Source organism: Saccharopolyspora shandongensis, from assembly GCF_900106995.1.
In the GTDB taxonomy this organism is placed as follows: Bacteria; Actinomycetota; Actinomycetes; order Mycobacteriales; family Pseudonocardiaceae; genus Saccharopolyspora; species Saccharopolyspora shandongensis.
This window is the reverse complement of record NZ_FNOK01000009.1, coordinates 15,758-41,411: the sequence shown is the minus strand read 5'-3', so window position 1 is coordinate 41,411 and position 25,654 is coordinate 15,758. Positions and strand designations below refer to the sequence as shown.

The following is a 25,654-nucleotide window of genomic DNA, read 5'->3' as shown; positions in this document are numbered from 1 at the left end:
GCGGCCGGTCATCGCGCCGGAATCCGGCGCTGCTGGAGGACAAGCCCGGCGATGAGCGACAGGGCCATCAGGATTCCCATCGTCAGCACGGAACCCGAGATGGTGAGCCGGTCCGCCAGCAGCGCCACCACCACGAGCAGCGCGCAGCCCACCCCCGTCAGCACCAGGACCGGCGCGCCCGCGTCGGCCATCCGGGAGTGCAGGACGGCGGTCGTCACCAGGTAGACGATCAGCGGGATCGCGACGGTCAGCGCTCCGGAGACGGTGCTCACGTGCGCCTTGTGGGCGTTGACGTCGATGGCCACCTCCAGCCCGGCGCCGACCGCGGCGACTGCGGCGAACACCAGGTAGTGGCCGTATCCCCAGGCCAGCGGGGCGCGCTTCGCATCGCGCAGCTGCTCGGCCGCGGAGTGCTTGAAGTAGATCCACCACATCGCGAAGATCATCAGCAACCCGCCGATGCCGATCTCCAGCAGCTCCGGTGACCAACCGCCGTCGGAGACGTCCTCCTGGATCGCGGCGGTCACGGCCAGCACCACCTCGCCGAGCACGATGATCGTGAACAGCCCGTAGCGCTCCGCGATGTGGTGCGGGTGCCAGGGGGTCAGGTCGCGCCGCTCGGCGAACGCCGGAACCGCGAGCTCGGCCAGCACCAGCACCGCGAAACCGGCCTCGGCCCACGGGTGCGGCAGCGCCAACCGCAGGAGCCAGCCGATCTGCACCACCGAGATGCCGGCCGCGTACCGCAGCGAGCAGCCGCGGCTCTCGGGATGCTCGCGCGCGGCGCGCAACCACTGGGCGACCATCGCCACGCGCATCACCACGTAGCCGATGGTCACGACGGTGAAGTCGTAGTCGTGGAACGCGCCGGGCACCCCGGCGGCGAGCACCAGCACCCCGCCCATCTGCAGCAGCGTCAGCGCGCGGTAGAGGGCGTCGTCGGTGTCGAAGGCGGAGGCGAACCAGGTGAAGTTCATCCAGGCCCACCAGATCGCGAAGAACACCATGACGTAGCCGATGCCGAACTCGGCGAAGTGCCCCTCGGCGAGCCCGTGGTGCAGCTGCACGGCGGCCTGGCCGACGGCCGCGACGAAGCACAGGTCGAACAGCAGCTCCAAGGGCGTGGCCACGCGGTGCTGTTCTGCCGGGTCGCGCGCGACCATCACGCGCCGCAGGGGTGGGATGTTCATGGCCCGGATTCTCTCCAAGCCGAGCGGAGCCCGCTAAGGGTCGTTCCGGAACGGGACGCGGCACGTGCGAGGCGTGGCCGTCCGGGCCGCCGGTTTCGCGCGAAACCGGCATTCGGCGTGGGGCGGAACGGCGGTTTCGCGCGAAACCGCCACCGGTGCCGGGTGCCTTCGGAGGAGCTCGTCCGGATCCTTTCCGGAACGGCCGCTAGGGCACCGCGCCGACGGGTAGCCGGGAGGCATGCCCGAATTGCCCGACGTGGCGGGATTTCGCCGGGTCGCGGAGCAGGCGACCGGCAAGCAGGTGCGCGAGGTGCGCGTGCACGACGCGCAGGTGTTGCGCGGTATCGGCGCAGACGCGTTCGAGCGCGCGCTGCGGCGCAGGTTCTTCGCCGAGCCGCGGCGGCACGGCAAGTGGTTGCTGATCCCGACGGCGGCCGCCGCGAACGCCTCGGCGGCGCCGCCGACCTTGCTGGTGCACTTCGGGATGACCGGGAATCTCCAGTGGTGCGCCCACGACGAGGAACTGCACGCGCACGACCGGGTCGTGTTCGACTTCGCCGCCGGCGAACTCCGCTACCGGGACATGCGGAAGCTGACCGGCATCCACCTCGCGCGGGAGCAGGCCGAAGTGGACGGTCTGCTGGCCGACCTCGGCCCGGACGCGCAGCGCATCGACGCCGCCGAGTTCGACTCGCGGCTCACCCGCACCCGGCGTCGCCTCAAGCCGGCGCTGATGGATCAGTCGGTGCTCGCCGGGCTCGGCAACATCTGCGCCGACGAAATCCTCTGGCGGGCCCGGATCAACCCGAACCGCTCCACTGCGGAGCTCAGCGACGGCGATCTCGGCCGGTTGCACCGCGAGATGCGCGAGATGCTGCGGGTGGCGGTTCGGGCGGGCCGGATTCCGGACGGCGCGTCGTGGCTGACCGGGCACCGCGAGGAACCGGACCGCAGGTGTCCGCGGTGCTCGTCGGCGTTGCGGCGCTTGAGGATCGGCGGCCGCAGCACCCTCTTCTGCCCGGTGTGCCAGCCGGGGTGACCGCTTAGCACCCATGCCCGGAGTGCATGCATTCATGCGCAGAGCGTGTTGTAACCTGAAAGAACTTCAGGGGGTCAGGGTCGGATCGGGGGGTCCGACCGCGCGGAGCCGGGCCCGAGGGGGATCCGGCCCGGCTCCGTACGGCCCACCCTTCCGCGCGCCGGTGTGATCGACGTGGCCTAGCGCACTGTTCACCGGTCGGTAATCGCTGTTTTTGGCATGATCTGCCCGACGAGGGCCCTGCAGCGGCAGCGCAGCCGGAAGCGGAAGGATCGGTGTGGTGACGAAGATCGAACGCCTGGGAGTCGTCGGTGGCGGGCAGATGGGCGGCGGCATCGCCGAGGTCAGTGCCCGGGCAGGCATCGACGTGATCGTGTGCGAGGTCAGCACCGAGGCCGCCCGCGTCGGCCGGGCCAGGCTGTGGAAGTCGCTCAACCGCGGCGTGGAGAAGGGCAAGCTCACCGAGGCCGAACGCGACGAGGCGCAGTCCCGGCTGCACTTCACCACCACGGTCACCGACCTCGATGACCGGGACATGGTCATCGAGGCGATCGCCGAGGACGAGGGGCTGAAGCTCAAGCTGTTCGCCGAGCTGGACAAGGTGGTGTCCGACCCGGAGGCGATCCTGGCGTCGAACACGTCGTCCATCCCGATCGCCAAGCTCGCCGGCGCCACCAAGCGCCCGGAGCGGGTCATCGGCGTGCACTTCTTCAACCCGGTGCCGGTGCTCAACCTCGTCGAGCTCGTGCCGTCGCTGCTGACCGCCGAGGACACGGTGGCGCGGGCCACGGCGTTCGCCGGTGACCAGCTGGGCAAGGAGACCATCCGGGCCAAGGACCGGTCCGGGTTCATCGTCAACGCGCTGCTGGTGCCGTACCTGCTGTCGGCGATCCGGATGCTGGAGGGCGGCTTCGCCACCGCCGAGGACATCGACAAGGGCATGGTGCTGGGCTGCGCCCACCCGATGGGCCCGCTGCGCCTGTCCGACCTGGTCGGCCTGGACACCCTGAAGGCGATCGCGGACTCGCTGTACGCGGAGTACGCCGAGCCCACCTACGCGGCCCCGCCGCTGCTGCAGCGGATGCTCGACGCCGGTCTCAAGGGCAAGAAGACCGGCAAGGGCTTCTACACCTACGGCAGCTGACCGCTCGCGCGCTCGTGAGTGCGAAAACCGGTTCTTGCCGGGGTTCGCACTCACGAGCTGCGCTCAGGCGTCGTTGAGGAAGGTCAGGATCGCCTCGGTGATCCGGGTCGGGTCGTCCTCCATGGGGAAGTGGCCCGCGTCGGGGATGATCGACAGCACCGCGCCCGGGATGTCCTCGGCCAGGCGTTGCGCGAAGGCGAGCGGTTGCCAGCGGTCTTCCGCTCCCCACACGATCTTCGTCGGCGCCGCAAGGGTTTTCAGCAGCGGAGCCACCCGTTGCGTCGGCGTCGAGTCGTAGTGGCGGACCTGGTGCTCGAAGAACGACGCCCGGCCCATCGGCGTCCGGTGCGCAGCGAGGTAGGCCTCCAGGGTTTCGCCGGTCATCTGGGCCGGGTCGGCCACCGTCATCGCCAGTTGGCGGGTCAGCATCGCCTCGAACTCCGCCTGGGGCATGGCGGCGTGGTCGGCGAGGTGGTCGCGGATGATCTCCCGCCAGGTGCTCGACGGCCACGAGTCGTAGCTGACCGAGTCGATCAGCACGAGGCGTTCGACGCGGTCCGGGTGGCGGGTGGCGAAGAGCTGGGCCACCGCGCCGCCGATGTCGTGGGCGATCAGCGAGCAGCGCCGGATTTCCTGCTGCGCCAGGACTTCTCCGAGCAGATCGGCCTGCGCCTCGACCGAGGTGTCGCGGTTCGGCGGGCGCTCGGAGGCGCCGTAGCCCAGCAGGTCGTAGGCCAGCACGCCGTGCCCCGCGGCTTCGACTGGTGGGATCACGTCGCGCCAGATGTGGGAGTGCGACGGCGTTCCGTGCAGGAACACGAGCGTTTCGCCGGTGCTCCCGGCGGTTCGCCGGTAGGCCAGCCGGACTCCGTCGACGATCAGGTTGCGGTCCAGGATCATGCCGCGCCGTCCAGGGTGATCACGAGCTTGCCGAAGAAGTCCTTGGCGGCGAAGGCCTTCTGCGCTTCGGGCAGTTCGTGCAGCGGGTACGTTCCGGCCAGCAGCGGCGTCAGCTCGCCGCGGGCGATGTGCTGCAGGAGCTGGGCGAAGTCGTCGTGGGTGCCGAACGACGAGCCGATCAGCTGCAGCTGGCGGAGGTAGACCGTGCGCAGGTCCGTCTCCACCAGCGGGCCGGCGATCCCGCCGGCCACGACGTAGCGGCCCAGTGGCCCGAGCATCCGCAGCAGCGCGGGGAAGCTGGGCCCGGCCACGACGTCGGCGACCACGTCGGCCGGGCCGGCCGCGGCCCGCACCGCCGCGTCCAGGTCGGCCGCACGCCGGTCCACCGTCGCTTGCGCTCCGAGACGCAGCGCGCGCTCCCGCTTCGAGTCGCTGGTGATCGCCACGACGCGCGCTCCGCGCAGCGTCGCGAGCTGGATCAGCGCCGAGCCGACCCCGCCGGAGGCGCCGGTGACCACCACGGTCTCACCGGCGCCGACGGCCGCCCGGTTCAGCATCCGCATCGCCGTCGCGTACGCGGTGGGGAACGTCGCCAGCTCCGCATCGCCGAGGTCGCTGTCGATCCGGTGGGCGTTCTGGGCGGGCACGGTGGTGAATTCGGCGAATCCGCCGTCGCGCTCGCTGCCCAGGTACGCGGTGTCGACCAGTTCTCGTTCGCCGCCGGTGTAGAGCATCGGGTCGACGATCACCCGCTCGCCCAGCCGCGATCCGGGCACGCCCGCGCCGGTCTGGTCGATGCGGCCGACCACGTCGGCGCCCTGGATGCGCGGGAATTCCAGCGGCTCACGCCGCCAGCCCGCGCTCGCCCCCGGGTCGTCGGGGGAGCCGTACGCGCCTTCGCGGGTCCAGATGTCGGTGTTGTTGATCGCCGTCGCGGCGACCCGGATGCGCACCTCGCCGGGCCCGGCCTGCGGCTCGGGCACGTCTTCCCGGTACGCCAGCTTCTCCGGTCCGCCGAAACCGGTGAGCAGCACTGCCCGCATGGGAAACACTCCGTCCTGGTTCTTGGCGCCGGTCGGGGCAGGTATACCGACCGGTGTGGTTACCAGAGTAGGCATGCTCGGCCGCGTTGTGTCAACACACCGGTCGGTATAGTCGAGGCGTGGAGTTGTTGGAGAAGCTGACGCCGGCCGGGCGGCGGGTGCTCGACGTGGCGGCCGAGCTGTTCTACCGGCAGGGCATCCACGCCGTCGGCGTCGAGGCGATCGCCGCCGAAGCGGGCGTCACGAAGAAGACCCTGTACGCGTGCTTCGGCTCGAAGGACCGGCTCGTCACGGCGTACCTCGTCGAGCGGGACCAGCGGTGGCGCGCCTGGCTCCAGCAGTGGGTCGCCGAGCACGCGGCCACGCCGGAGGACGAGCTGCTGGCGGTCTTCGACGCGCTCGACGCGTGGATGGGCGGCGCGGACTTCCGGGGCTGCGGATTCGTCAACGCCCTGGCGGAGATCCCCGATCCGGAGAGCCCGGCCCGTGCCGTGATCATCGGCCAGAAGCGGTGGATGCGCGAGTACTTCGAGAAGCTCGCCGCGGCGGCCGGGCTGGCCGATCCGGCAGACTTCGCCGACAGCGCGCTGCTGCTCTACGAGGGCGCGACGGTCGCGGCCTCGGCGGGCTTCGACGGCGCGGTCCGCCAGGCGCGCCGGACCGCGGAGATCCTGCTCGGGGCCTGAGTTCCGGCTCGATCAGTCCACTTCGGACGCGATGGTGGCGCGCAGCGCGTCGACCGCGTGCCTGCGGTGCTCGTCGAGCAGGCGCACGAGGTCGTCGGCTCGTCGATCCGCGACCGCCGCCACGATCGAATCGTGCTCGTGGCGGACGCGCTCGCGGTTGGAGTTGGAGTTGTAGTACACCGCGCGGTAGGCGTCGGTGGCGTCCCAGAGCGTGCGCACGACGCGCAGCAGGCGGGGCATCCCGGCGGGCTCCAGCAGCGCGAAGTGGAACCGCCGGTTCGCCGCGATCATCGCGACCAGGTCGCCGCTGTCGGCGGCCTTCTCGACGTCGCCCTGGGCGTCGGTGATGCGCGCCAGGTCGGCGTCGGTGAGCCGCTCGGTGGCCACCGCCGCGGCCTCCGATTCGAGCAGCTCGCGCATCCGGTAGACCTCCAGCAGGTCGCTCAGCGACAGCTCCGCCACCGAATACCCCCGGTGCGGCTGGTAGATCACCTGGCCCTCGGCCTCCAGCGTCTTCAGCGCCTCGCGCAGCGGAACCCGGCTCACGCCGAGGCGCTGGGCGATGGTGTCCTGCCGGATCGGCTGGCCCGGCGCCAGCTCCCCGGACACGATGGCATTGCGGAGCTCGCCGAGGACGAACTCCTGGGTGGTGGGTGGTCGTTGCATCGGCTCTCCGGTTTTCGCGGTTCTCCGGCGTCTTGACCGCCGCTCGATCCACTGTATATTGGATCCAATATTACGGCGAGGCAAGCCGCTGTTCGGGCCACCGCGCCCGAATCGCACTGGTCTGCCTGGCGGAAGGGTGGGTGCATGGAGACGCTACCGCTGCAGGGCGTGGTCGTCGCGGACTTCAGCCGGGTGCTGGCCGGGCCGTACGCGACCATGCTGCTGGCCGACCTCGGCGCGACGGTGATCAAGGTGGAACGGCCCGGCGGTGGCGACGACACGCGTTCGTGGGGCCCGCCCTGGACCGAACGCAGCTCCGCCTACTTCGAGTCGGCCAACCGCAGCAAGCGAAGCATCACCCTCGACCTCGCCGACCCGGTCGGGCAGGAGGCCGCGCGCCGGCTCATCCGCCGCGCCGACGTCGTGGTGGAGAACTTCAAGTCGGGCTCGCTGGCCCGCTACGGCCTGGACCACGAGAGCGCGCTCGGCATCAACCCGCGGCTGGTCTACGCCTCGATCTCCGGGTTCGGCAGCAAGGAAGGCGCGCACCTGCCCGGCTACGACTTCGTGGTGCAGGCGCTCGGCGGCCTGATGAGCATCACCGGCGAGGCCGACGGCGCGCCGATGAAGGTCGGCGTGGCGCTGGTGGACGTGCTCACCGGCAAGGACGCGGCGCTGGGCATCATGGCGGCGCTACGGCATCGCGAGCTGACCGGCCGCGGCCAGCACGTCGAGGTGAACCTGCTGTCCAGCCTGCTGGCGTCGCTGGCGAACCAGATGAGCAACCTGCTGACCACCGGGGTCGCGCCGCAGCGGATGGGCAACCGGCACCCGAGCATCGCGCCGTACGAGGCGCTGCGCTGCGAGGACGCCTTCCTGGCCGTCGCGGTCGGCAACGACGGGCAGTTCCGCAAGCTCTGCGACGCGCTGGGCCTGGTCTCGCTGCCCGACGACCCGAGGTTCGCGACCAACGCGCAGCGGGTGGCCAACCGCGAGGAACTGGCCAAGCAGCTGGAGAACGTGCTCGGCGCGCGGACCGCCGCGGACTGGCAGCGGCGCCTGCAGGGCGTGGGCATCGCGTGCGGCCAGGTCAACGACCTGTCGCGGGCCGTGCACTACGCCGAATCGCTGGGACTGCGGCCGATGGTCGATCCCGGTGGCGGCGCGGCGATGCAGGTGCGCACGCCCATCGACTTCTCCGGCCACGGCACCGCCGAGGTGGCGGCGCCGCCGCTGCTCGGCGAACACACCGAGGAAGTCCTCGCCTGGCTGGAGGATTCCGAACAACAGCTTTCCCCGCTCGTCTCGAGGAGGAGCCCGCAATGAGTGCCGGTGGAAAACGTCCCGCGTTCGACCCGCGCGATCCGCTGGGGATCGACGCCGAATTCACCCCGGAGCAGCTCGCGATGCGCGACAGCGTGCGCGCGCTGTGCCGGGACCACGTGCAGCCGCACGTCGCGGAGTGGTTCGAGCGCGGCGAACTCCCGCAGGTCCGGGAACTGGCCCGGGAACTGGGCAAGCTCGGCGTGCTCGGCATGCACCTGGAGGGCTACGGCTGCGCCGGACTGTCCGCAGTGGACTACGGCATCGCCTGCGAGGAGCTGGAGGCCTGCGATTCCGGCCTGCGCTCGCTGGTTTCGGTGCAGGGCTCGCTCGCGATGTTCGCGATCTGGCGGTGGGGCTCGGAGGAGCAGAAGCAGCACTGGCTGCCGCAGATGGCCGCGGGCGAGGCGATCGGCTGCTTCGGCCTGACCGAGCCCGACCACGGCTCCGACCCGGCCTCGATGCGCACCGCCGCGCGCCGCGACGGCTCCGACTGGGTGCTCAACGGCCGCAAGATGTGGATCACCAACGGCACGGTCGCCTCGGTCGCCGTGGTGTGGGCGCAGACCGATGAGGGCGTGCGCGGCTTCGTCGTGCCGACCGGCACGCCGGGCTTCTCGGCGCCGGAGATCAAGCACAAGCTCTCGCTGCGGGCGTCGGTGACCAGCGAGCTGGTGCTCGACGACGTCCGGCTGCCCGCCGACGCGGTGCTGCCGGAGGTCACCGGGCTGCGCGGGCCGCTGTCCTGCCTGAACGAGGCGCGCTACGGCATCGTGTGGGGCGCCGTCGGCGCCGGGCGCAGCTGCCTGGAGGTGGCGCTGGACTACGCGACCACCCGCGAGCAGTTCGGCCGGCCGATCGGCGGTTTCCAGCTCACCCAGGCGAAGCTCGCCGACATGGCGGTGCGCGTCCAAAATGGACGGTTGCTGGCGCTGCACCTCGGCAAGCGCAAGGACGCCGGCGAGCTGATCCCGCAGCAGGTGAGCTTCGGCAAGCTCGACAACGTCCGCGGTGCGCTGGAGGTGGCCCGCACGGCCCGGACCATCCTGGGCGCCAACGGGATTTCGCTGGAGTACCCGGTGATCCGGCACATGACGAACCTGGAGTCGGTGCTGACCTACGAGGGCACCAGCGAGATGCACGCCCTGACCATCGGCCAGGCCCTGACCGGCCTCGCGGCCTTCCGCGGCTGATCTGCCCGGCAGTTTCAATTGAAACTGCCGGACGGTTTCGATGAGGTTTTTCCAACCTCGATTTGCGTGGCGGTGCGGGTGGCGGAACCTCAGAGGCTCCCTGGTCTGTGGGTGCCCTTCCTTATGTATGTCCGATACACGGCGTCGGGGCCGTCCTCGCCGAGGGAACCCCGAAGGGGTGGGCGCCGTGAACCCGCGGCGGTGCAGGTGTCGTAGGTGGGTTATGCGCCTGCGGCGCATGCGACACCCCATCGACGTGCAGCTTTGCGACCCGCGACTGCGGGCTCACCAGGATGAAAAACGCTCGATTGAAACTGGCGGACAGTTTCAATTGAAACTGCGATGGGTTGTCCACACCCTCCGGCGTGTCGTCGGGCGACACGCCGGAGGGCCGCAGTTTCCATTGAAACTGCGGTCCGGGCCCGGGTGGGGTCAGCGGAGCATGGGCGGCAGGACGCGGTGGGTCCAGTCGGTGGCCTGCTCGTAGGCGTGCGCCAGTTGCAGGAGCGGCCACTCCGCGTGGTTCCGGCCGATCAGCTGGATCCCCATCGGCAGCCCGGATTCGCTGAAGCCGACCGGCAGGTTGACGATCGGCAGCCCGGACAGCGTCCACGGCGCGACCGTCTCCATCCAGCGGTGGTAGGTGTCCATCGACCGGTCGCCGATCTGCTGCGGCCAGCGCTGCCCGGCGTCGAACGGGAACACCTGCGCGCTCGGCGCGAGCAGGAAGTCGTAATCCTCGAACAGCCCGGCTACCGCGGCGTACCACTCGTCGCGGCCGGTCAGGGCGCGCGCGATGTCGTCGACCGTCAGCCGCCGGTAGCCCTCGATCTCGAAGATCAGCTCCGGCTTGAGCAGCTCCCGGGTGGCCGGGTCGGCGTGCAGCTCGGCGTTCTTGCGCCCGACCGTCCAGGCCCGCCACAGCAGGAAGGTCTCCCATGCCTGCTCGACCGGCAGCCGGCGCGACACCGGCTCCACCTCGCAACCGATCTCGGCGAACGCGCCGAAGGACGCCGTGCACAGGTCGAGCAGCCCCGGCTCGGTGGCCAGGTAGCCGTCGAAGTCGCCGATCCAGCCGATCCGGGCCCCGCCGAAGTCGTGTTCCAGGTTCCCGGTGAACAGCTCCGGATCCTGCTCGATGCTCAGGGGCGCGCGCTCGTCCGGGCCGGCCATCGTGGACAGCAGCATCGCGATGTCCCGCACCGTGCGGCCCATCGGGCCGACCACGGCGGGCTCGCTCAGGAACCCCTCGCTCGGGATGCGGCCGAAGCCGGGGCGCAGCGACACGAGGTTCCCCCACGCCGCGGGGTTGCGCAGCGATCCCATGAAGTCGCTGCCGTCGGCGACCGGCAGCATGCGCAGGGCCAGCGCGGCACCGGCGCCGCCGCTGCTGCCGCCCGCGCTGCGCGTGGTGTCGTAGGCGTTGAGCGTGGTGTCGAACACCGGGTTGAAGGTGTGCGAGCCCAGGCCGAACTCGGGGACGTTGGTCTTGCCGACGACGATCGCGCCGGCCTCCCGCATCCGCCGCACGTGCAGGTCGTCGGTCGTCGCGACCTGGTCGGCGAAGATCGGCGAGCCCATCGTGGTGGGGAACCCGTTCGCGTGGGAGAGGTCCTTCACCGCGATGGGGAAGCCGTGCATCCAGCCGGTGGGGTCGCCGCGGTCGAGCTCCTCGTCGCGCTGGCGCGCCTGCTCGATGAGTCCGGCCTCGTCGGCGCGGGACACGATCGCGTTCACCGCCGGGTTGAGCCGGTCGATGTGCCGGAGGTAGGTCTCCATCACCTCGACGCAGGTGATCTCCCGGCGGCGGATCAGCCAGGACAGCTCCACGGCATCCAGCAGCACCAGGTCGGGTACCTCCGGCGCGGGAAGCCGGGAACCGGGCGCCATGACCACGCTGTCTTCCTGTTGTCGACCCACGTGTTGACCTTTGCGCCTCGGCGGGGCCGACGTCAACCGGGCGGTCGGGGAGGCGTGCGTCACGTTAGCGTTGCTAAAAATCGGCCCGCTTCGCACGCTGGTAAGACCACCGCACCGCACCGTGCCGCGAGGAGGACGCATGCCCGCAGTGGCCGTCGCCGAGCAGGCTCCGCGGACCATCGGGATCCCGCGGGTGCTGTCGTCCGTCGCCGCGGTCGTGACGGTCGGGGTGTTCCCGGTGTTCCTAGTCGGCGGCATGGGCGTGCAGCTGCAGCAGGACCTCGGATTCGGCGCTGCGCTGCTGGGTGTGGGCGCGGCCGGCTTCTTCGGCGTCGCGTCGCTGTCGTCCCGGACGATGGGGTGGGTCGTCGAGCGGATCGGTGCCCGGAAGGGCATGCGGTTGGGCGCGCTCGGCAGCTCGATCTGCCTGTTCGGGCTGGCCATGGCGCCCGGCGTGCCCTGGCTGCTGGGCCTGCTGTGGGTGGCCGGACTGCCGAACTCGCTGGCCCAACCGGCCTCTAACCTGCTCATCGCGCAAGGCATCCCGGCCAATCGCCGGGGCATGGGCTTCGGCGTCAAGCAGTCCTCCATCCCGGCCGCGACGCTGCTGGCCGGGGTCGCGGTGCCCGCCGTGGCGCTGACGGTCGGCTGGCGCTGGGTGTTCGTGATCGCCGGCGCGGTCGGCCTGGTCGCCGCGGTAGCGGTGCCGCGGTTGCCCGATGCCGAGCGGTCCGTCGCGCGCAGTGCCGATTCCGGCGGGCGCGACGCGGGCCGCGGTGCGCTGCTGTTGCTGGCGATCTCCGGTGGCCTCGGTTCGGCGGCGGCCAACGCGCTCGGCGCGTTCGTCACCACCACCGCCGTCGAGGTCGGGTTCAGCCCGTCCGCGGCGGGATTGGTGCTGTCGCTGGGATCGGCGACCGGGCTGACGGTCCGGTTGTGCGCGGGGGTCATCGCGGACCGCAAGAACCTGAACCTGGTGCGGATGATCACCGCGATGCTGCTGATCGGCTCGATCGGCTTCGGGTTGATGGCGGTGAACTCGCCGGTGGCGTTCCTGATCGGTGTGTCCATCGGCTTCGGCGCGGGCTGGGCCTGGCCGGGTCTGCTGAACTTCGCGGTCGCCAAGATCGCCCCGAACCGGGTCGCCAGCGCCACCTCGTTCACCCAGACCGGCATCTACCTCGGCGGCAGCCTCGGGCCGCTGCTCTTCGGCGTCCTGGCGGAGCAGGCGGGCTTGGCGGGGGCGTGGCTGGCGGCGGGAATCGCCGCAATCCTCGCGGGCGTCCTGCTGCTGTTCGTCCGCCGCTGAGCCAATTCCCGATTTTAGGCAAAATTGGGAGCTTGTCTGTCGGTGACGTCGCGTGGGGGCGTTCCGATTTTAGGCAAAATTGGAAACCCCTCCGGGCGTTCCGGAGTTCGTCAGTGCTTCCGGGCGACTCCGCCGTAGAGCAGGCGGTAGGGGCGCTTCGCCGCGGTCCGGCCGGGTTCCGGGCGCCAGTCCGAGAGGTACGTCGTTCCCGGCGGGACGACCTCGAAGTCGCCGAACTGCTTCTCGATCCACTCCACTTCGCGCGGGTGCAGCGGGTCCGCCGTCTCCTCGTAGCGGGCCGTGAGGACGCGCATCTCGTCCGCGTCGTGGCTGCCGGTCAGGTGTGAGATCACCAGGTGGCTGCCGGGGACCAGCGCGTCGCGGTAGGCCTCGACCAGCGCGACCGGGTCGTCGGAGTCGGGGACGAAGTGCAGCACCGCCGTCATCAGCAGCGCCACCGGCCGGTCCAGGTCGAGCAGTTCGGCGGCTTCCGGGGAATCCAGGACCGCCCACGGGTTCCGGCAGTCCGCCCGGATGATCTCGGCGCGTGGCTCGCCGGTCAGCAGCGGCTTGCTGTGCGCGACGGTGAGCGGTTCGTTGTCCACGTACAGCACCCGGAAGTCGCGGGTCCGGCGCCGTGCCACCTCGTGCACGTGGCCGATGGTGGGAATGCCCGAGCCGAGGTCGACGAACTGGCGCACGCCGTGCGCGAGCAGGTACTCCACGGAGCGCCAGACGAACGCCCGGTTCTCGCGGTACGACTCGCCGATGTGCGGCAGCTCCCGCTCCAGGTCTTCCATGAAGGCCCGCTCGCAGCCGAGGTTGTGGCTGCCGCCGAGGAAGGCGTCGTAGATCCGGGCTGCGCAGGGCCGGGTGATGTCCATTTCCCGGACCGGCGGAATGCGCATGTCGGTCATGATCATCCTCCCCCGCTCACTGGAATCGTACAGTAGTCAATCAGTGACACAGGGTGTTCGCGGTCGATCCGGTGTTGCTCTTGCTGACGGTCGCGCGCGCGTACGACGATGGTGGCCGAAACGACGATTTGCTGGAGGTGCTCGTGGCCGACGACGTCCGCGCGGTGGTGGCGACCGGGAAAGGCGCACCGGTCGAGGTGGTGACCATCCGCGTTCCGGATCCGGGACCCGGCGAGGCCGTGGTGCGGGTGCAGGCGTGCGGGGTGTGCCACACGGACCTGCACTACCGCGAGGGCGGTATCAGCGATGAGTACCCGTTCCTCCTCGGGCACGAGGCCGCGGGCATCGTCGAGGCGGTCGGCGAGGGCGTGCGCGACGTGCAGCCCGGCGACTTCGTGATCCTCAACTGGCGCGCGGTGTGCGGGGTGTGCCGGGCCTGCAAGCGGGGCCGGCCGCAGTACTGCTTCGCGACGCACAACGCCGCGCAGCCGATGACGCTGACCGACGGCACGCCGCTGTCGCCGGCGCTGGGCATCGGGGCCTTCGCGGAGAAGACGCTGGTGCACGCCGGGCAGTGCACCAAGGTCGATCCCGCGGCGCGCCCGGCGGTGGCCGGGCTGCTGGGCTGCGGCGTGATGGCCGGGATCGGGGCCGCGATCAACACCGGCGGCGCCGGGCCCGGGGACACCGTCGCGGTGCTGGGCTGCGGTGGCGTCGGCGACGGCGCGATCGCAGGGGCGAGCATGGTCGGGGCGCGGCGGATCATCGCGGTGGACCGGGATCCGAAGAAGCTGGAGTGGGCGCGGCAGTTCGGCGCCACGCACACCGTCAACGCCGCCGAGACCGACGCCGTCGAAGCGATCCGGGAGCTCACCGGTGGATTCGGCGCCGACCTGGTGATCGATGCGGTCGGCCGCCCGGAGACCTTCGAGCAGGCCTTCTACGCGCGCGACCTGGCCGGCACCGTCGTGCTGGTCGGCGTGCCGACGCCGGAGATGAAGCTGGAGCTGCCGCTGCTCGACGTGTTCGGTCGCGGCGGCGCGGTGAAGTCCAGCTGGTACGGCGACTGCCTGCCGGAACGCGACTTCCCGATGCTGATCGAGCTCTACCTGCAGGGCCGGCTGCCGCTGGAGAAGTTCGTCAGCGAGGAGATCGCGCTGGACCAGGTGGAGCAGGCGTTCGAGAAGATGCACCGCGGCGAGGTGCTGCGTTCGGTGGTGACCTTCGGATGACGCCGCGCATCGACCACACGACCACGTCGGGCACTTTCTCGCTGGACGGCCAGACCTTCGACGTCGAGAACAACGCGTGGGTGGTCGGCGACGACAGCGAGTGCGTGATCATCGACGCGCCGCACGACGTCGCGGCGATCCGCCGGCTCGTCGGCGACCGCCACGTGCTCGGCGTGGTGTGCACACACGCCCACGACGATCACGTGCGCAGGGCTCCGGAGCTGGCCGACGCGGTCGGCGCGCCGATCTTCCTGCACCCCGACGACATGGTGCTGTGGAATCTGGTGCACCCGGACCGGGAGCCCGACCGGGAGCTCGCCGACGGCCAGGTGATCGAGGTCGGCGGCGCGAGCCTGCGGGTGCTGCACACGCCCGGCCACGCGCCGGGCGCGGTCTGCCTGTACTCGCCGGAGCTCGGCGTGGTGTTCACCGGCGACACGCTGTTCGCCGGCGGGCCCGGCGCGACCGGACGGTCCTATTCGGACTTCGACGTCGTCGTGGCGTCGATCCGGGACCGGCTGCTGCCGCTGCCCGAGGACACCGAGGTCCGGACCGGGCACGGGGAGAGCAGCACGATCGGCGCGATCCGGCCGCAGTTCGACGAGTGGGTCGCGCGCGGGTACTGATCGTTCCAGGCATGTCGGTGGCGGCGAACCAGTAGGTTCGCCGCTACGACTTTCGCCGGATGAAGCTCGTCGGCACGGTGGTACACGATCTTGGTTCTCGTGAGTGGGTCGTTCCGGTGCGAACCGGAATTCCCGCTCACGAGCCGATCTGCGCCGCCGCGCCGACGGCTTCCGGAACGGTCTTGAGGCAGGTTCGATTGGTCGATCACGCAATGGGCCGCGCTGCGGTCGTCGAGCCGCGGACCGGCGTGCTGGCCTGGGCCGCCGCGCATCGCGCCGCGCTCGGCGATCTCTCCTTCGTGCTGGTGCTCTCGGTGCTGCACGGTTTCGACCTGACCATCGGCGACCATCCACCGTGGATGGACTGGTGGTGGCCGCTGCTGGTGAGCGTGCCCGCCACCAGCCTGCTGCTGCTTCGCCGGCGGGCGCCGTGGTTGGTCCTGTTCGCGCTGCTGGCGGTCGCCGTCGGGCTTACCTTGCTGCAGCTCAACATCGGCGGGCTGAACCTGGTGATCCTGGTCGCGGTCTACTCCGTCTGCGTGCGCAACGCGGTGCTCGGCGAGGTGGGCGCCGCGACGATCGCGATGGTCTACCCGGTCAGCGAGCTCGTCGTCTACGAGCTGACGCCGGTGGAGGGGTTGCTGCGGATCTCCGGCGCGGTGGTCAACCTCGTGATGGTGGTCGGCTGGGCCCGGGCGGTGCGGATCGGCCGCCGGCGGGCGGCGCAGCTGGAGCAGACCATGGCGCTGCTGGACGAGGCTCGCGATCAGCTCGCCGCCGACGCCGCGGTCGTCGAACGGGCCCGCATCGCCCGCGAGTTCCACGACATCGTGTCGCACAACCTATCCGTGGTCGCGCTGCGCGCGGGCGTCGCTCGCGCGCTGATCGACCGCGATCCGGAGCACGCTCGGCAGACCCTGCAGGAGCTCGAACAGACCTCGCGCGGCGCGCTGGGCGAGATGCGCAACCTGCTCAACGTGCTGCGCGATCGCAACCCGGCCGGTCAGGACCCGATCGACTGGCAGCCGACGCCCAGCCTGGACGGGGTGGACGCGCTGGTCGAGTCGGTGCGCGGCGGGAACGTGGTGTGGACGCTGGACCGGCGGGGCAAGGTCCGCGAGCTCGGCTCCGGCGTGGAGATGACCGCGTACCGGATCGTGCAGGAAGCGATGACGAACGTGCTCAAGCACGCCGGGGCCGGCCGGGCGCGGGTGTTGCTGGACTACGGGCCCGATGCGCTGCGGATCGAGGTGACCAACCGCATCAGCGGGCTCGACGCGGTGGATGGCAGGCCCGTCTCCCAACAGTCGGGACATGGGCTGATCGGCCTGCGGGAACGCGTTGCGCTGCTGGGCGGAACCTTGACCGCACATCCGGTTTTGAACGGATTTCACCTTCAAGCCGTGCTACCGTGCCCGGAAAATTCGGACCTGGCCTGAGTCGGAATTCAGGCCGTCCGGACCGAGGAGGCCCGGCGTGGAAACTGCGGACACGACTGTCCTGGTAGCCGATGACCAAGCGATGATCCGCGCGGGACTGGTTGCCCTGTTGTCCAACGAGCCGGGCCTGCGGGTCCTGGCCGAGGCCGCCGACGGCGATGCGGCGCTGGCGGCGGTGCGCCGCCGACGGCCCGACGTGGTGCTCATGGACGTGCGGATGCCCGGCAAGGACGGCATCGCGGCGGCCGCCGACATCATCGCGGAGACCGGCGGTGAGACCTCGGTGATCATGCTCACGGTGCACGATCTCGACGAGTACGTCTACGCCGCGCTGCGCGCCGGCGCCAGCGGTTTCCTGCTCAAGGACGCCACGCCTGAGGAGTTGGTCAAGGCCGTGCACACGGTCGCGGCCGGAGACGCGCTGCTGTCGCCGCGGGTCACCAAGCGGCTCCTGCAGCGCTTCGCGGCGCTGGGCGTCCGCGACGCACGCAGCGAGCTGAGCGTGCTGACGGAGCGGGAGTTGGACGTGCTGCTGGAGGTCGCGCGCGGCGGGTCGAACGCCGAGATCGCCCGCAACCTCGGTTTAGCGGAGCTGACGGTCAAGTCGCACCTCTACCACGTGATGCAGAAGCTGCACCTCAGCTCGCGCACCCAGCTGGTGATCACGGCCTACGAGACCGGCCTGGTCTGCCCCGGCCAGGCCGAGGTGCGCCCGCGCCAGGCCTCGGCCTGACCCCGGTGCCACAGTTTCAATTGAAACTGCGGTCACGATTTGCGTAGCGGTGCGGGTGGCGGAACCTCAGAGGCTCCCTGGTCTGTGGGTGCCCTGACTTATGTATGTCCAAATACATGGCGTCAGGGCTGTCCTCGCCGAGGGAACCCCGAAGGGGTGGGCACCGTGAACCCGCGGCGGTGCAGGTGTCGTAGGTGGGTTCTGCGGCGTATGCGGCGCCCCATCGACGTGCAGCTTTGCGACCCGCGGCTGCGGGCCGACCAGGATGAAAAGGCTCATTGAAATTGCGGCCCCGCCGGGGCGGGAGTGGGCCCGGCGGCGGTCTAATGGGACCATGGGTTCTGCACTGCGAGTCGGACTTGTCGGATATGGCGTCGGCGGCGCGATCTTCCACGCGCCGCTGATCGCCGCCCACCCGTCGCTGCGGCTGGACGCGGTCGTCACCGCCAACCCGCAGCGGCAGCAGCAAGTGCGCGCCGAGCACGCCGACGCGGCGGTGGTCGACGACATGGACGCGCTGCTGGCGCGCGAGCCGGACCTTGTGGTGATCGCCAGCCCCAACCGCACCCACGTCGAGCTGGCCACCGCAGCGCTGGACGCCGGGCTGCCCGTGGTGGTGGACAAGCCGTTCACGCCGACCTCGGTCGAGGGGCGGCAGCTGATCGAGCACGCCGCGGCGAAGGGGCAGCTGCTGACGGTCTTCCAGAACCGCCGCTGGGACAACGACATGCGCACCGTGCGCAGGTTGCTCGACGACGGCGAGCTGGGCCGGGTGCACCGCTTCGAGTCGCGGTTCGAGCGGTGGTCGCCGACGCCGAAGCCGACCTGGCGCGACTCCGGCGGGGCGGAGGACGTCGCGGGCGTCCTCTACGACCTGGGCAGCCACCTGATCGATCAGGCCCTCCAGCTGTTCGGCCCGGTCGCGGCGGTCTACGCCGAGATCGACTGCCGGCGCGACGGCGTGCGGGCGGACGACGATTCGTTCCTCGCGCTGACCCACGCCAACGGAGTGCGCTCGCACCTGTGGATGAGCAAGGTCGCGGCGCAGCAGGGCCCGCGCTTCCGGGTGCTCGGAGACGCCGCCACCTTCACCAAGTACGGCCTGGACCCGCAGGAAGCCGAGCTGCGCGCCGGCCGGCTGCCCGTCGACGACACCTGGGGCCGGGAACCCGAGCAGATGTGGGGCGTTCTCGGCGTCGGCGACGAGGTCCGTCGAGTGCCCAGCGAAGCGGGCGATTACCCGGCGTTCTACGACGGAGTCGTCGCGGCGCTGCGCGACGGCGCGCCGCCGCCGGTGGACCCGGCCGACGCGGTGGCCGCGCTGGACATCATCGCGGCGGCCAGCCGCTCCGCCGCCGAGATCACCGTCGACCGCCTGCTGTAACGGTTTTCGCCGCTCAGGGCCCGTGCGTACTTTGTGCCGCCATGGCAGCACAAAGTACGCACGGGTGGTCACCAGGCGAAATGATCGTCCACTTTGGTCAGAATCGGTAGGTGCGGGTGACCGCGATGCGGTCGCCGTCTTCGCGGGTGCCCGCCTCGACGTCCGGTGGCCTCGGGCGGAAGCCGGGGGCCGTGGCGAGGCCGTGGGTTTCGTCGATCGCCGTCACCTGGACCTCGTTCCCGCGAGCGCGGAAGGTGATGTCCGCGCCTTCCGGTGGCAGGTCGCGGAAGCGGATCTCACCGGGCCACGTTCCGGCGCGAGTCCCGGACACCTGGACCGACACAGGGGCGCTGCCGGGGGCACGAGCCGTGACGTCGGTGATCGGCCGGTCCACGCGCAGCACCAGGTCCGCCGCACCGCGGCCGGAGGACACGTGCAGGGTCACGGTGTCTCCGGCGCGGGATCCGGTCACGCGCGGCCCGTCGACGCCGAGTGGTTGCGCCGGGCCGGTCCACAGGTCGCCGCGCGCGTATCCGGCCGGGAGCCGGTCGGTGTCGCGGGTGCCGACGAACTGTTTGGTCCAGTCGGTCGGCTCGTCCTCGGCGCTGACCCAGCTCGCGGTGTTCGCGTCCGCGTCCAGCACGTAGGCGAGATGGGAGCGGCGGGGGTGCTGCGCGTCGAATCCGTCCGCGGCAAGACCGCCACCCATCAAGGCGCAGGCGACTGCGAATGCCGACAGCAGGATGACTGCGACGCTTCGACGGCGTAGTGCGCGGTCGGGGAAGGCCAGCTCGCCGATCGGCAGCAGCACCAGTCCGAACAGAACGACCAGCAGCGCACCGGCACCGCCGAGGGCCAAGCCCACGCCGTGGAAGACGTTGCGCGTGACGGCAGGCAGCACCATCGCGGGCACCAAGGCACCGGCGGAGACCGGAACGAGAGCCCACCTCGGGAACATCATCGCGATGAGCGCGCCGAGAGCTCCCGCCAGCGCCGGAACGGTGAACACGAACGACGCCCCCGGCGCGAGCGCTGCGCACGCGATGCCCAAGGCTGTCGGCCAGGCCAGGCCGCCGAGCGCGAGTGCCGCCTGGCCGAGCCGGTTGCGCAGCGGCAGGTACCAGCAGAGCAGCGCGAATCCGGTGAGCGCGACGATGGCGACCTGGAAGATCAGCGGGCGGTGCACCAGACCGCCCATCAGGTCGTAGCCGGGGCGCATCGCCACCATCAGCGACCACATCGCCTGCGCGAGCACGACCGAAGCGCCGATCGGGAGCAGCGCGGACAGCGCGCTCACCAGCACCTTCGGCAGCGAGACCAGCCGCCGGTACCGCGCCAGCGCCACGGCGCCCGCCAGCAACAACGCGGCGAGCCCGGCTAGCGGCCAGACCAGCGTGTCGGGGTAGGTGATCGTCATGCCGAGCGCGCGGAAGTAGATCAGGTCGTGGTCCGAACGCAGCCCAGCGAGATCGGCGCCGCCGAAGGCGCGGGCCAGGGCGAGCATGTTCTCGCCCTGGTGCTGGAGGCTGCCCGGCGCCAGGTTCGCGATCGAGTCGCCCGCGGTGTGGTAGCGCGACGAGCCCTCGATGTACGCCGAGTTGAGGCCGGTGAAACCGGCCTGGGTGAAGGCGGTGAAATCGGTGTTGTTCGGCAGCATCCGATACATCGCGACCATCGAGGAGTCGCCTCGCGGGTGCGCGACCGCGGTGGTGAACGTTTCGACCAGACGCGCGTTGTCCTCCGAGGTCTCGAACATCAGCGACGGGCCGTCGACGCCTCGTGCTTCCCAGTTGAGGACCACTCCGCCGCGAAGGGCGAGCGGGTGCTCCCGGACGAACGCGTTCGCGCCGAGCAAGCCGTCCTCCTCGCCGTCGGTGATCACCAGCACGAGGTCGTTGCGCAGCGGCCCGCCGGCCCGCAGCGCCCGGACGGTCTCCAGCATCGCCGCGACAGAGGAACCGTCGTCCGACGCCCCGGGGCCGACGGCCGCCGAGTCGTAGTGGGCGGCGAGTAGGACCGATCCCGTGGATGCGCTGCCGGGCAGCGTCGCCACCACGTTGTCCACCCTGCCGAACGTCGCCAGCCCGGTGGCCGAGCGCGCGCCCACCGAGTGCTGGACCTGCACCTGCAGTCCTTCCGCGCGCAGCCGCTCGACGAGGTGTTCCTTGGCCCGGTCGCTCGCCGGGCTGCCCATCGGGCGGGCTTCGGTGGCGAATCTGCCGAGCTCGGAAACGGCGCGCTCGGCGCTGAACTCGCCGGCAGGTGCCGAGGCCGGGGCAGGCTGCTGGGTGCTCGCATTGCCCAGTACGGACAACGCGAGCACCACCAACACGGCGAGCGCGCTCGCGACCCCGGCCGCGGGCGGGAAACGCTTGTTGATCAACTTTCCGGTCACGATGCGCAAAGCTATGGCGCCGCGGCGCGCCGGGGAATGCGGTGCACAGCACTCGTCGACTGCGGTTTTCCGCAGGCACCCGGATTCGTGCTGGTCCTGGCCCGTCGAGTTGCGAACCGGCCGGTGCCGCCCACGCTGGTTGGCGGGTGTCGAGCTTGAGGAGCCGGGATGAGCAGCGAGACCAGCACCGCGACCGGGGCCACCTGGACCACCACGCCCGCCGTGTCCGAACACCTGGACGCCGCGGAACTCGACGGCCTGCAGCTCTGGTGGCGGGCGGCGAACTACCTGTCCGTCGGGCAGATCTACCTGATGGACAACCCCCTCCTGCGGGAGCCGCTGCGCCCCGAGCACGTCAAACCGCGGTTGCTCGGGCACTGGGGCACCACGCCGGGCCTGAACTTCGTCTACTCCCACCTCAACCGGGCGATCCGGGCCCGCGACCTGGACATGATGTACGTGATCGGGCCGGGGCACGGCGGGCCGGGCCTGGTCGCGGCCGCGTGGCTGGAGGGCACCTACAGCGAGATCTACCCGGACGTCGCGCAGGACTACGACGGCCTGCGCCGCCTGGTCACCCAGTTCTCCTTCCCCGGCGGCATTCCCAGCCACGTCGCGCCGGAGACGCCCGGCTCGATCCACGAGGGCGGCGAGCTCGGGTACTCGCTCTCGCACGCCTTCGGCGCCGCCTTCGACAACCCCGACCTGATCGTGGCGTGCGTGATCGGTGACGGCGAGGCCGAGACCGGGCCGCTGGCCGCCGGCTGGCACTCCAACAAGTTCCTGGACCCGGTGACCGACGGCGCGGTGCTGCCGATCCTGCACCTCAACGGCTACAAGATCGCCAATCCGACGGTGCCCGCGCGCATCCCGGTCGAGGAGCTGTTCAGCATGCTGCGCGGCTTCGGCTACGAGCCGTACCTGGTGTCCGGCTCGGTGCCGGAGCCGATGCACCACCTGTTCGCCGCGACGCTGGACCGGTGCCTGGACGAGATCACCGCGATCCAGCGCCGGGTCCGCCGGGACGGCCGGGTGCAGCGGCCCCGTTGGCCGATGATCGTGCTGCGCACCCCGAAGGGCTGGACCGGTCCAGCCACTGTGGACGGACAACGGGTGGAGGGCACCTGGCGGTCGCACCAGGTGCCGATCAGCGACCCGCGCCACGACGAGGACCACCTGCGCCAGCTCGAATCCTGGCTGCGCAGCTACGAACCCGCCGCGCTGTTCGAGGCGAGCGGAGCACCGGTGCAGCGGATCAGGGACCACAATCCGGTGGGCACCCGGCGGATGAGCGACAACCCGCACGCCAACGGCGGAATCCTGTTGCGCGCGCTGCGGATGCCCGACTTCCGCGACTACGCGGTGCGGGTCGACGAGCCCGGCGCCACCACCGGCGAGGCCACCCGGGTGCTGGGCGGCTTCCTGCGCGACGTGATGCGCCTCAACGAGGGCGAGCGCAACTTCCGGGTCTTCTCGCCCGACGAGAACAACTCCAACCGCCTCAACGCGATCCTGGACGCCACGTCGCGCGCCTGGGAGGCGGAGACCGAACCGGGCGACGACGCGCTGGCCCCCGACGGCCGGGTGATGGAGATCCTCTCCGAGCACACCTGCCAGGGCTGGCTGGAGGGCTACCTGCTCACCGGCAGGCACGGGTTCTTCTCCTGCTACGAGGCCTTCGCGCACATCGTGGACTCGATGGTCAACCAGCACGCCAAGTGGCTGAAGGTCACCCGCGGGCTCGCCTGGCGCGCGCCGATCGCATCGCTGAACTACCTGCTGACCTCGCACGTCTGGCGGCAGGACCACAACGGCTTCTCCCACCAGGACCCGGGTTTCATCGACCACGTGATGAACAAGAAGGCCGAGGTGGTGCGGGTCTACCTGCCGCCGGACGCGAACACGCTGCTGTCGGTGACCGATCACTGCCTGCGCAGCCGGAACTACATCAACGTGGTGGTCGCGGGCAAGCAGCCCGCGCCGCAGTACCTGGACATGGACGCGGCGATCGTGCACTGCACCAGGGGGATCGGGATCTGGGACTGGGCCAGCAGCGACCAGGACGGCGAGCCGGACGTGGTGATGGCGTGCGCCGGGGACGTTCCGACGATGGAGACGCTGGCCGCCGTCGACCTGCTCCGCCAGCACTTCCCGGACCTGCGCATCCGGGTGATCAACGTGGTGGACCTGATGCGGCTGCAGGACGAGCGCGAGCACCCGCACGGGTTGTCCGACGCCGATTTCGACAGCCTGTTCACCCGCGACCGGCCGGTGATCTTCAACTTCCACGGCTATCCCTGGCTGATCCACCGGCTGACCTACCGCCGGCACAACCACGACAACATCCACGCCCGCGGCTACAAGGAGGAGGGCACCACGACCACGCCCTTCGACATGTGCGTGCTGAACCAGATCGACCGGTTCAACCTCGCCATCGACGTGATCGACCGGGTGCCGCGGCTGGGCCCGAGCGCGGCCTATGCGCGAGAAGCGTTGCAGGCCAAGCTGATCGAGCACCGCAACTACGTGTCGACGCACGGCGAGGACATGCCGGAAATCCGGGACTGGGCCTGGTCGGCGCGATGAGGGTGCTGACCGTGAACGCGGGCTCCAGCAGCCTGAAGCTCGGTCTGCTGGACGGCGACGAGGCGGTCGCCGAGGAGACCCTGGAACGCTGGGAGGGCGGGGCGGAGCCGATCCGCCGGTTCCTGGACGAGCACGGCGCGGACGCCGTCGGGCACCGCGTGGTGCACGGCGGCACCCGGATCGTCGCGGCGACCGTGGTCGACGACGAGGTGCTGGCCTACCTGGATTCGCTGACCGAGCTCGCCCCGCTGCACCAGCCGCGCGCGATCGCCGGGCTGCGCGCCGCCCTGACCGCCGCGCCGGGCACGCCGTCGGTGGCGTGCGTGGACACCGCGTTCCACGCCGGACTTCCGGTGGCGGCGGCCACTTATGCGCTGCCCCGGGAGTGGAATCGGCAGTGGTCGTTGCGCCGCTACGGTTTTCACGGCCTGTCGCACTCCTACGCCGTGGTTCGCGGCGCGGAGGTGGCGGGACTGCCGCCGCGGGAGGGGCGGGTGCTGTGCTGCCACCTCGGCGCCGGGGCCTCGATGGCGGCGGTGCGCGACGGGCGGTGCGTGGACACGACGATGGGCTTCACCCCGGAAGAGGGGCTGGTCATGAACACCCGCAGCGGCACGGTCGATCCGGGGCTGCTCGGCTGGCTGATGACCACGAAAAGCGTTGCGCCACAAGAGTTGTTCGAAGTGCTGGCGACGCGTTCCGGGTTGGCCGGCCTGGCCGGCGGCTCCGGCGACCTGCGCGACGTGCTGGCGGCCCGCGAGCGCGGCGACGCGGACGCGGCGGTGGCCTTCGACGTGTACCGGCACAGCCTGGTCCGGTTCGCCGGGGCGATGGTCGCGGTGCTCGGCGGGCTGGACCTGCTGGTGTTCACCGGCGGCATCGGGGAGCACCAGCCGCCGGTGCGGGCGGCGGTCTGCGAGGCGCTGGGATTCGCCGGCGCGGCGGCGGATCCGGAGCTGAACGCGGCGGCGTCGGACGACGCCGACATCACGGCGCCCGGCGCAGCGGTGCGCACGGTGGTGGTGCAGGCCCGCGAGGACCTGGAGATCGCCCGCGAAACCCGCGCGGCGGCAACGGTCACCTGGTGACCGCGCTGCTCGGCCTGCGGTTGGGGGAGTTCCAGAGGACGCATTCCTCGCAGTAGCCGCTGCCCGGCTTCCGCCACCACTGGCAGCAGGTGGTCCGCCGGGGCCACGGGTCGCGTTCCGGGGCGATGTCGAGCAGGCGCTCGCGACCGGTGGCCGCGCGGAGCTCGCGGGCCGTGGCGATCGCGTCGCCGGGGAGGCCGGAGCGCTGCAGCCGCCAGAGCACCGTGCCGATGGAGCCGACCGGATTTCCCCAGTATTCCGGGCTTTCCGGGGCCGGGCCGCCGAGCGCGTGCAGCCCCTCGGCCAGCGGCTCGAACGCACGGCGGAGCTGATCCCACCACAGCTGAGGGCTGCTCTCGTCGAGTTCGCCGGTCGGGCGGAGTCCGGAGAGGCGGCCTTCGGTCGTGATCGCGACGCGCAGATCGTCCAGCGCGGGCAGCGGCGCCCCGAGGTGGTACTCCGGCACCGTGGCGCAGCAGGCGAGCCAGCCGAAGCGGAACGCCACCAGCACGATTCCCGCCCTGCGGTGCCGGAATTCGCCGCGTTCCTGCCATTCCTCGACGCAGCGCGCCAGCCACGGCCCGGCCGGGTCGCAGAACTCCGCCCAGGGCACCGTCGGCAGGGTGGGGGAGCGGATCGTGCCCGGCCTCGGGAGCAGTCGGTCGCACTCCCGCAGCCGTCCGAGCAGCACGGCCGGGGAGCAGGGCTCGGTGGTCATGGTGCGCTCCTGATCGTCCGGGACGATCACAGGGTACCCGGACCTTTCGGACTGTTTCGCCATGCGAAACAAGGACATTGTGGACGGCCGTCCAACTCCGGGCGGTGAGGGGAAGTTCGCCGG

At 71.0% G+C, this 25,654-nt stretch carries 21 protein-coding genes; 13 read left to right on the top strand and 8 right to left on the bottom strand.

Annotated features, from left to right (window positions below):
• Positions 1-8: 8 nt before the first annotated feature.
• Entirely contained in the window at positions 9-1,190 is a 1,182-nt protein-coding gene (locus BLW84_RS11895; protein ID WP_093264927.1) for a low temperature requirement protein A, read from the bottom strand.
• A 238-nt stretch (positions 1,191-1,428) separates the two neighbouring features.
• On the opposite strand from BLW84_RS11895, the gene BLW84_RS11890 reads away from it, so the two are divergent.
• Together BLW84_RS11890 and BLW84_RS11885 are read left to right on the top strand one after the other, a co-directional pair.
• A complete protein-coding gene (locus tag BLW84_RS11890) occupies positions 1,429-2,229 on the top strand; it encodes an Fpg/Nei family DNA glycosylase (RefSeq protein ID WP_093264925.1) in 801 nt (266 codons plus the stop codon).
• 280 nt (positions 2,230-2,509) lie between these two features.
• Complete coding sequence (locus BLW84_RS11885) at positions 2,510-3,373, top strand: 3-hydroxybutyryl-CoA dehydrogenase (RefSeq protein ID WP_093265214.1); 864 nt, start codon at positions 2,510-2,512, stop codon at positions 3,371-3,373.
• A gap of 63 nt (positions 3,374-3,436) precedes the next feature.
• Here BLW84_RS11885 and BLW84_RS11880 read toward each other — a convergent pair whose 3' ends face one another.
• Together BLW84_RS11880 and BLW84_RS11875 are read right to left on the bottom strand one after the other, a co-directional pair.
• A complete protein-coding gene (locus BLW84_RS11880) occupies positions 3,437-4,273 on the bottom strand; it encodes an alpha/beta fold hydrolase (protein ID WP_177226410.1) in 837 nt (278 codons plus the stop codon).
• Complete coding sequence (locus BLW84_RS11875; RefSeq protein WP_093264923.1) at positions 4,270-5,316, bottom strand: alcohol dehydrogenase family protein; 1,047 nt, start codon at positions 5,314-5,316, stop codon at positions 4,270-4,272. The genes BLW84_RS11880 and BLW84_RS11875 overlap by 4 nt, the downstream gene beginning before the upstream one ends.
• 125 nt (positions 5,317-5,441) lie before the next feature.
• On the opposite strand from BLW84_RS11875, the gene BLW84_RS11870 reads away from it, so the two are divergent.
• The gene (locus BLW84_RS11870) at positions 5,442-6,002 is read left to right on the top strand and encodes a TetR/AcrR family transcriptional regulator (protein ID WP_093265211.1); all 561 of its coding nucleotides are present in this window, start codon (positions 5,442-5,444) and stop codon (positions 6,000-6,002) included.
• Positions 6,003-6,014: 12 nt separating this feature from the next.
• Here the strand turns inward: BLW84_RS11870 and BLW84_RS11865 are convergent, their stop codons facing one another.
• The gene (locus BLW84_RS11865; protein ID WP_093264921.1) at positions 6,015-6,668 is read right to left on the bottom strand and encodes a GntR family transcriptional regulator; all 654 of its coding nucleotides are present in this window, start codon (positions 6,666-6,668) and stop codon (positions 6,015-6,017) included.
• A gap of 144 nt (positions 6,669-6,812) precedes the next feature.
• On the opposite strand from BLW84_RS11865, the gene BLW84_RS11860 reads away from it, so the two are divergent.
• Together BLW84_RS11860 and BLW84_RS11855 are read left to right on the top strand one after the other, a co-directional pair.
• On the top strand, positions 6,813-7,994 hold the full coding sequence (locus tag BLW84_RS11860) for a CaiB/BaiF CoA transferase family protein (protein WP_093264919.1): 1,182 nt from the start codon (positions 6,813-6,815) through the stop codon (positions 7,992-7,994).
• The gene (locus BLW84_RS11855; RefSeq protein ID WP_093264917.1) at positions 7,991-9,184 is read left to right on the top strand and encodes an acyl-CoA dehydrogenase family protein; all 1,194 of its coding nucleotides are present in this window, start codon (positions 7,991-7,993) and stop codon (positions 9,182-9,184) included. Before BLW84_RS11860 ends, BLW84_RS11855 begins: the two co-directional genes overlap by 4 nt.
• Before the next feature lie 432 nt (positions 9,185-9,616).
• On the opposite strand, the gene BLW84_RS11850 is transcribed toward BLW84_RS11855, so the two are convergent.
• Positions 9,617-11,104, bottom strand: coding sequence for an amidase (locus tag BLW84_RS11850; protein WP_245761088.1), 1,488 nt, complete (start codon positions 11,102-11,104; stop codon positions 9,617-9,619).
• 139 nt (positions 11,105-11,243) lie between these two features.
• Between BLW84_RS11850 and BLW84_RS11845 the strand changes: the two genes are divergently transcribed.
• A complete protein-coding gene (locus BLW84_RS11845) occupies positions 11,244-12,413 on the top strand; it encodes an MFS transporter (protein WP_218157292.1) in 1,170 nt (389 codons plus the stop codon).
• A 110-nt stretch (positions 12,414-12,523) separates the two neighbouring features.
• Here BLW84_RS11845 and BLW84_RS11840 read toward each other — a convergent pair whose 3' ends face one another.
• Positions 12,524-13,330: an SAM-dependent methyltransferase gene (locus tag BLW84_RS11840; RefSeq protein ID WP_093265208.1), complete on the bottom strand. Its 807-nt coding sequence runs from the start codon at positions 13,328-13,330 to the stop codon at positions 12,524-12,526.
• Positions 13,331-13,473: 143 nt separating this feature from the next.
• Here BLW84_RS11840 and BLW84_RS11835 point away from each other — a divergent pair, with 143 nt between their 5' ends.
• From BLW84_RS11835 to BLW84_RS11815, 5 genes are all read left to right on the top strand, one after another.
• Positions 13,474-14,562, top strand: a complete 1,089-nt coding sequence (locus BLW84_RS11835) for an S-(hydroxymethyl)mycothiol dehydrogenase (protein WP_093265207.1) — start codon at positions 13,474-13,476, stop codon at positions 14,560-14,562.
• On the top strand, positions 14,559-15,188 hold the full coding sequence (locus tag BLW84_RS11830; RefSeq protein WP_093264913.1) for an MBL fold metallo-hydrolase: 630 nt from the start codon (positions 14,559-14,561) through the stop codon (positions 15,186-15,188). The genes BLW84_RS11835 and BLW84_RS11830 overlap by 4 nt, the downstream gene beginning before the upstream one ends.
• A gap of 212 nt (positions 15,189-15,400) precedes the next feature.
• Positions 15,401-16,627 (top strand): sensor histidine kinase, encoded by a 1,227-nt coding sequence (locus tag BLW84_RS11825; RefSeq protein WP_093264912.1) that lies wholly within the window; start codon positions 15,401-15,403, stop codon positions 16,625-16,627.
• Between the two features lie 37 nt (positions 16,628-16,664).
• Positions 16,665-17,360 carry a response regulator gene (locus BLW84_RS11820; RefSeq protein ID WP_093264910.1) on the top strand — a complete coding sequence of 232 codons (696 nt, stop codon included), beginning with the start codon at positions 16,665-16,667 and terminating at the stop codon, positions 17,358-17,360.
• A 334-nt stretch (positions 17,361-17,694) separates the two neighbouring features.
• Positions 17,695-18,744: a Gfo/Idh/MocA family protein gene (locus BLW84_RS11815; protein ID WP_093264909.1), complete on the top strand. Its 1,050-nt coding sequence runs from the start codon at positions 17,695-17,697 to the stop codon at positions 18,742-18,744.
• Between the two features lie 97 nt (positions 18,745-18,841).
• Here the strand turns inward: BLW84_RS11815 and BLW84_RS11810 are convergent, their stop codons facing one another.
• Positions 18,842-21,139, bottom strand: coding sequence for a M28 family peptidase (locus tag BLW84_RS11810; protein WP_093265205.1), 2,298 nt, complete (start codon positions 21,137-21,139; stop codon positions 18,842-18,844).
• 168 nt (positions 21,140-21,307) lie between these two features.
• Here BLW84_RS11810 and BLW84_RS11805 point away from each other — a divergent pair, with 168 nt between their 5' ends.
• Both BLW84_RS11805 and BLW84_RS11800 read left to right on the top strand, forming a co-directional pair.
• Positions 21,308-23,725 carry a phosphoketolase family protein gene (locus BLW84_RS11805; protein WP_093264907.1) on the top strand — a complete coding sequence of 806 codons (2,418 nt, stop codon included), beginning with the start codon at positions 21,308-21,310 and terminating at the stop codon, positions 23,723-23,725.
• A complete protein-coding gene (locus BLW84_RS11800; RefSeq protein WP_177226409.1) occupies positions 23,722-24,813 on the top strand; it encodes an acetate/propionate family kinase in 1,092 nt (363 codons plus the stop codon). The genes BLW84_RS11805 and BLW84_RS11800 overlap by 4 nt, the downstream gene beginning before the upstream one ends.
• Here BLW84_RS11800 and BLW84_RS11795 read toward each other — a convergent pair.
• The gene (locus BLW84_RS11795) at positions 24,803-25,531 is read right to left on the bottom strand and encodes a hypothetical protein (protein ID WP_093265202.1); all 729 of its coding nucleotides are present in this window, start codon (positions 25,529-25,531) and stop codon (positions 24,803-24,805) included. The genes BLW84_RS11800 and BLW84_RS11795 overlap by 11 nt on opposite strands.
• Positions 25,532-25,654 lie beyond the last annotated feature (123 nt).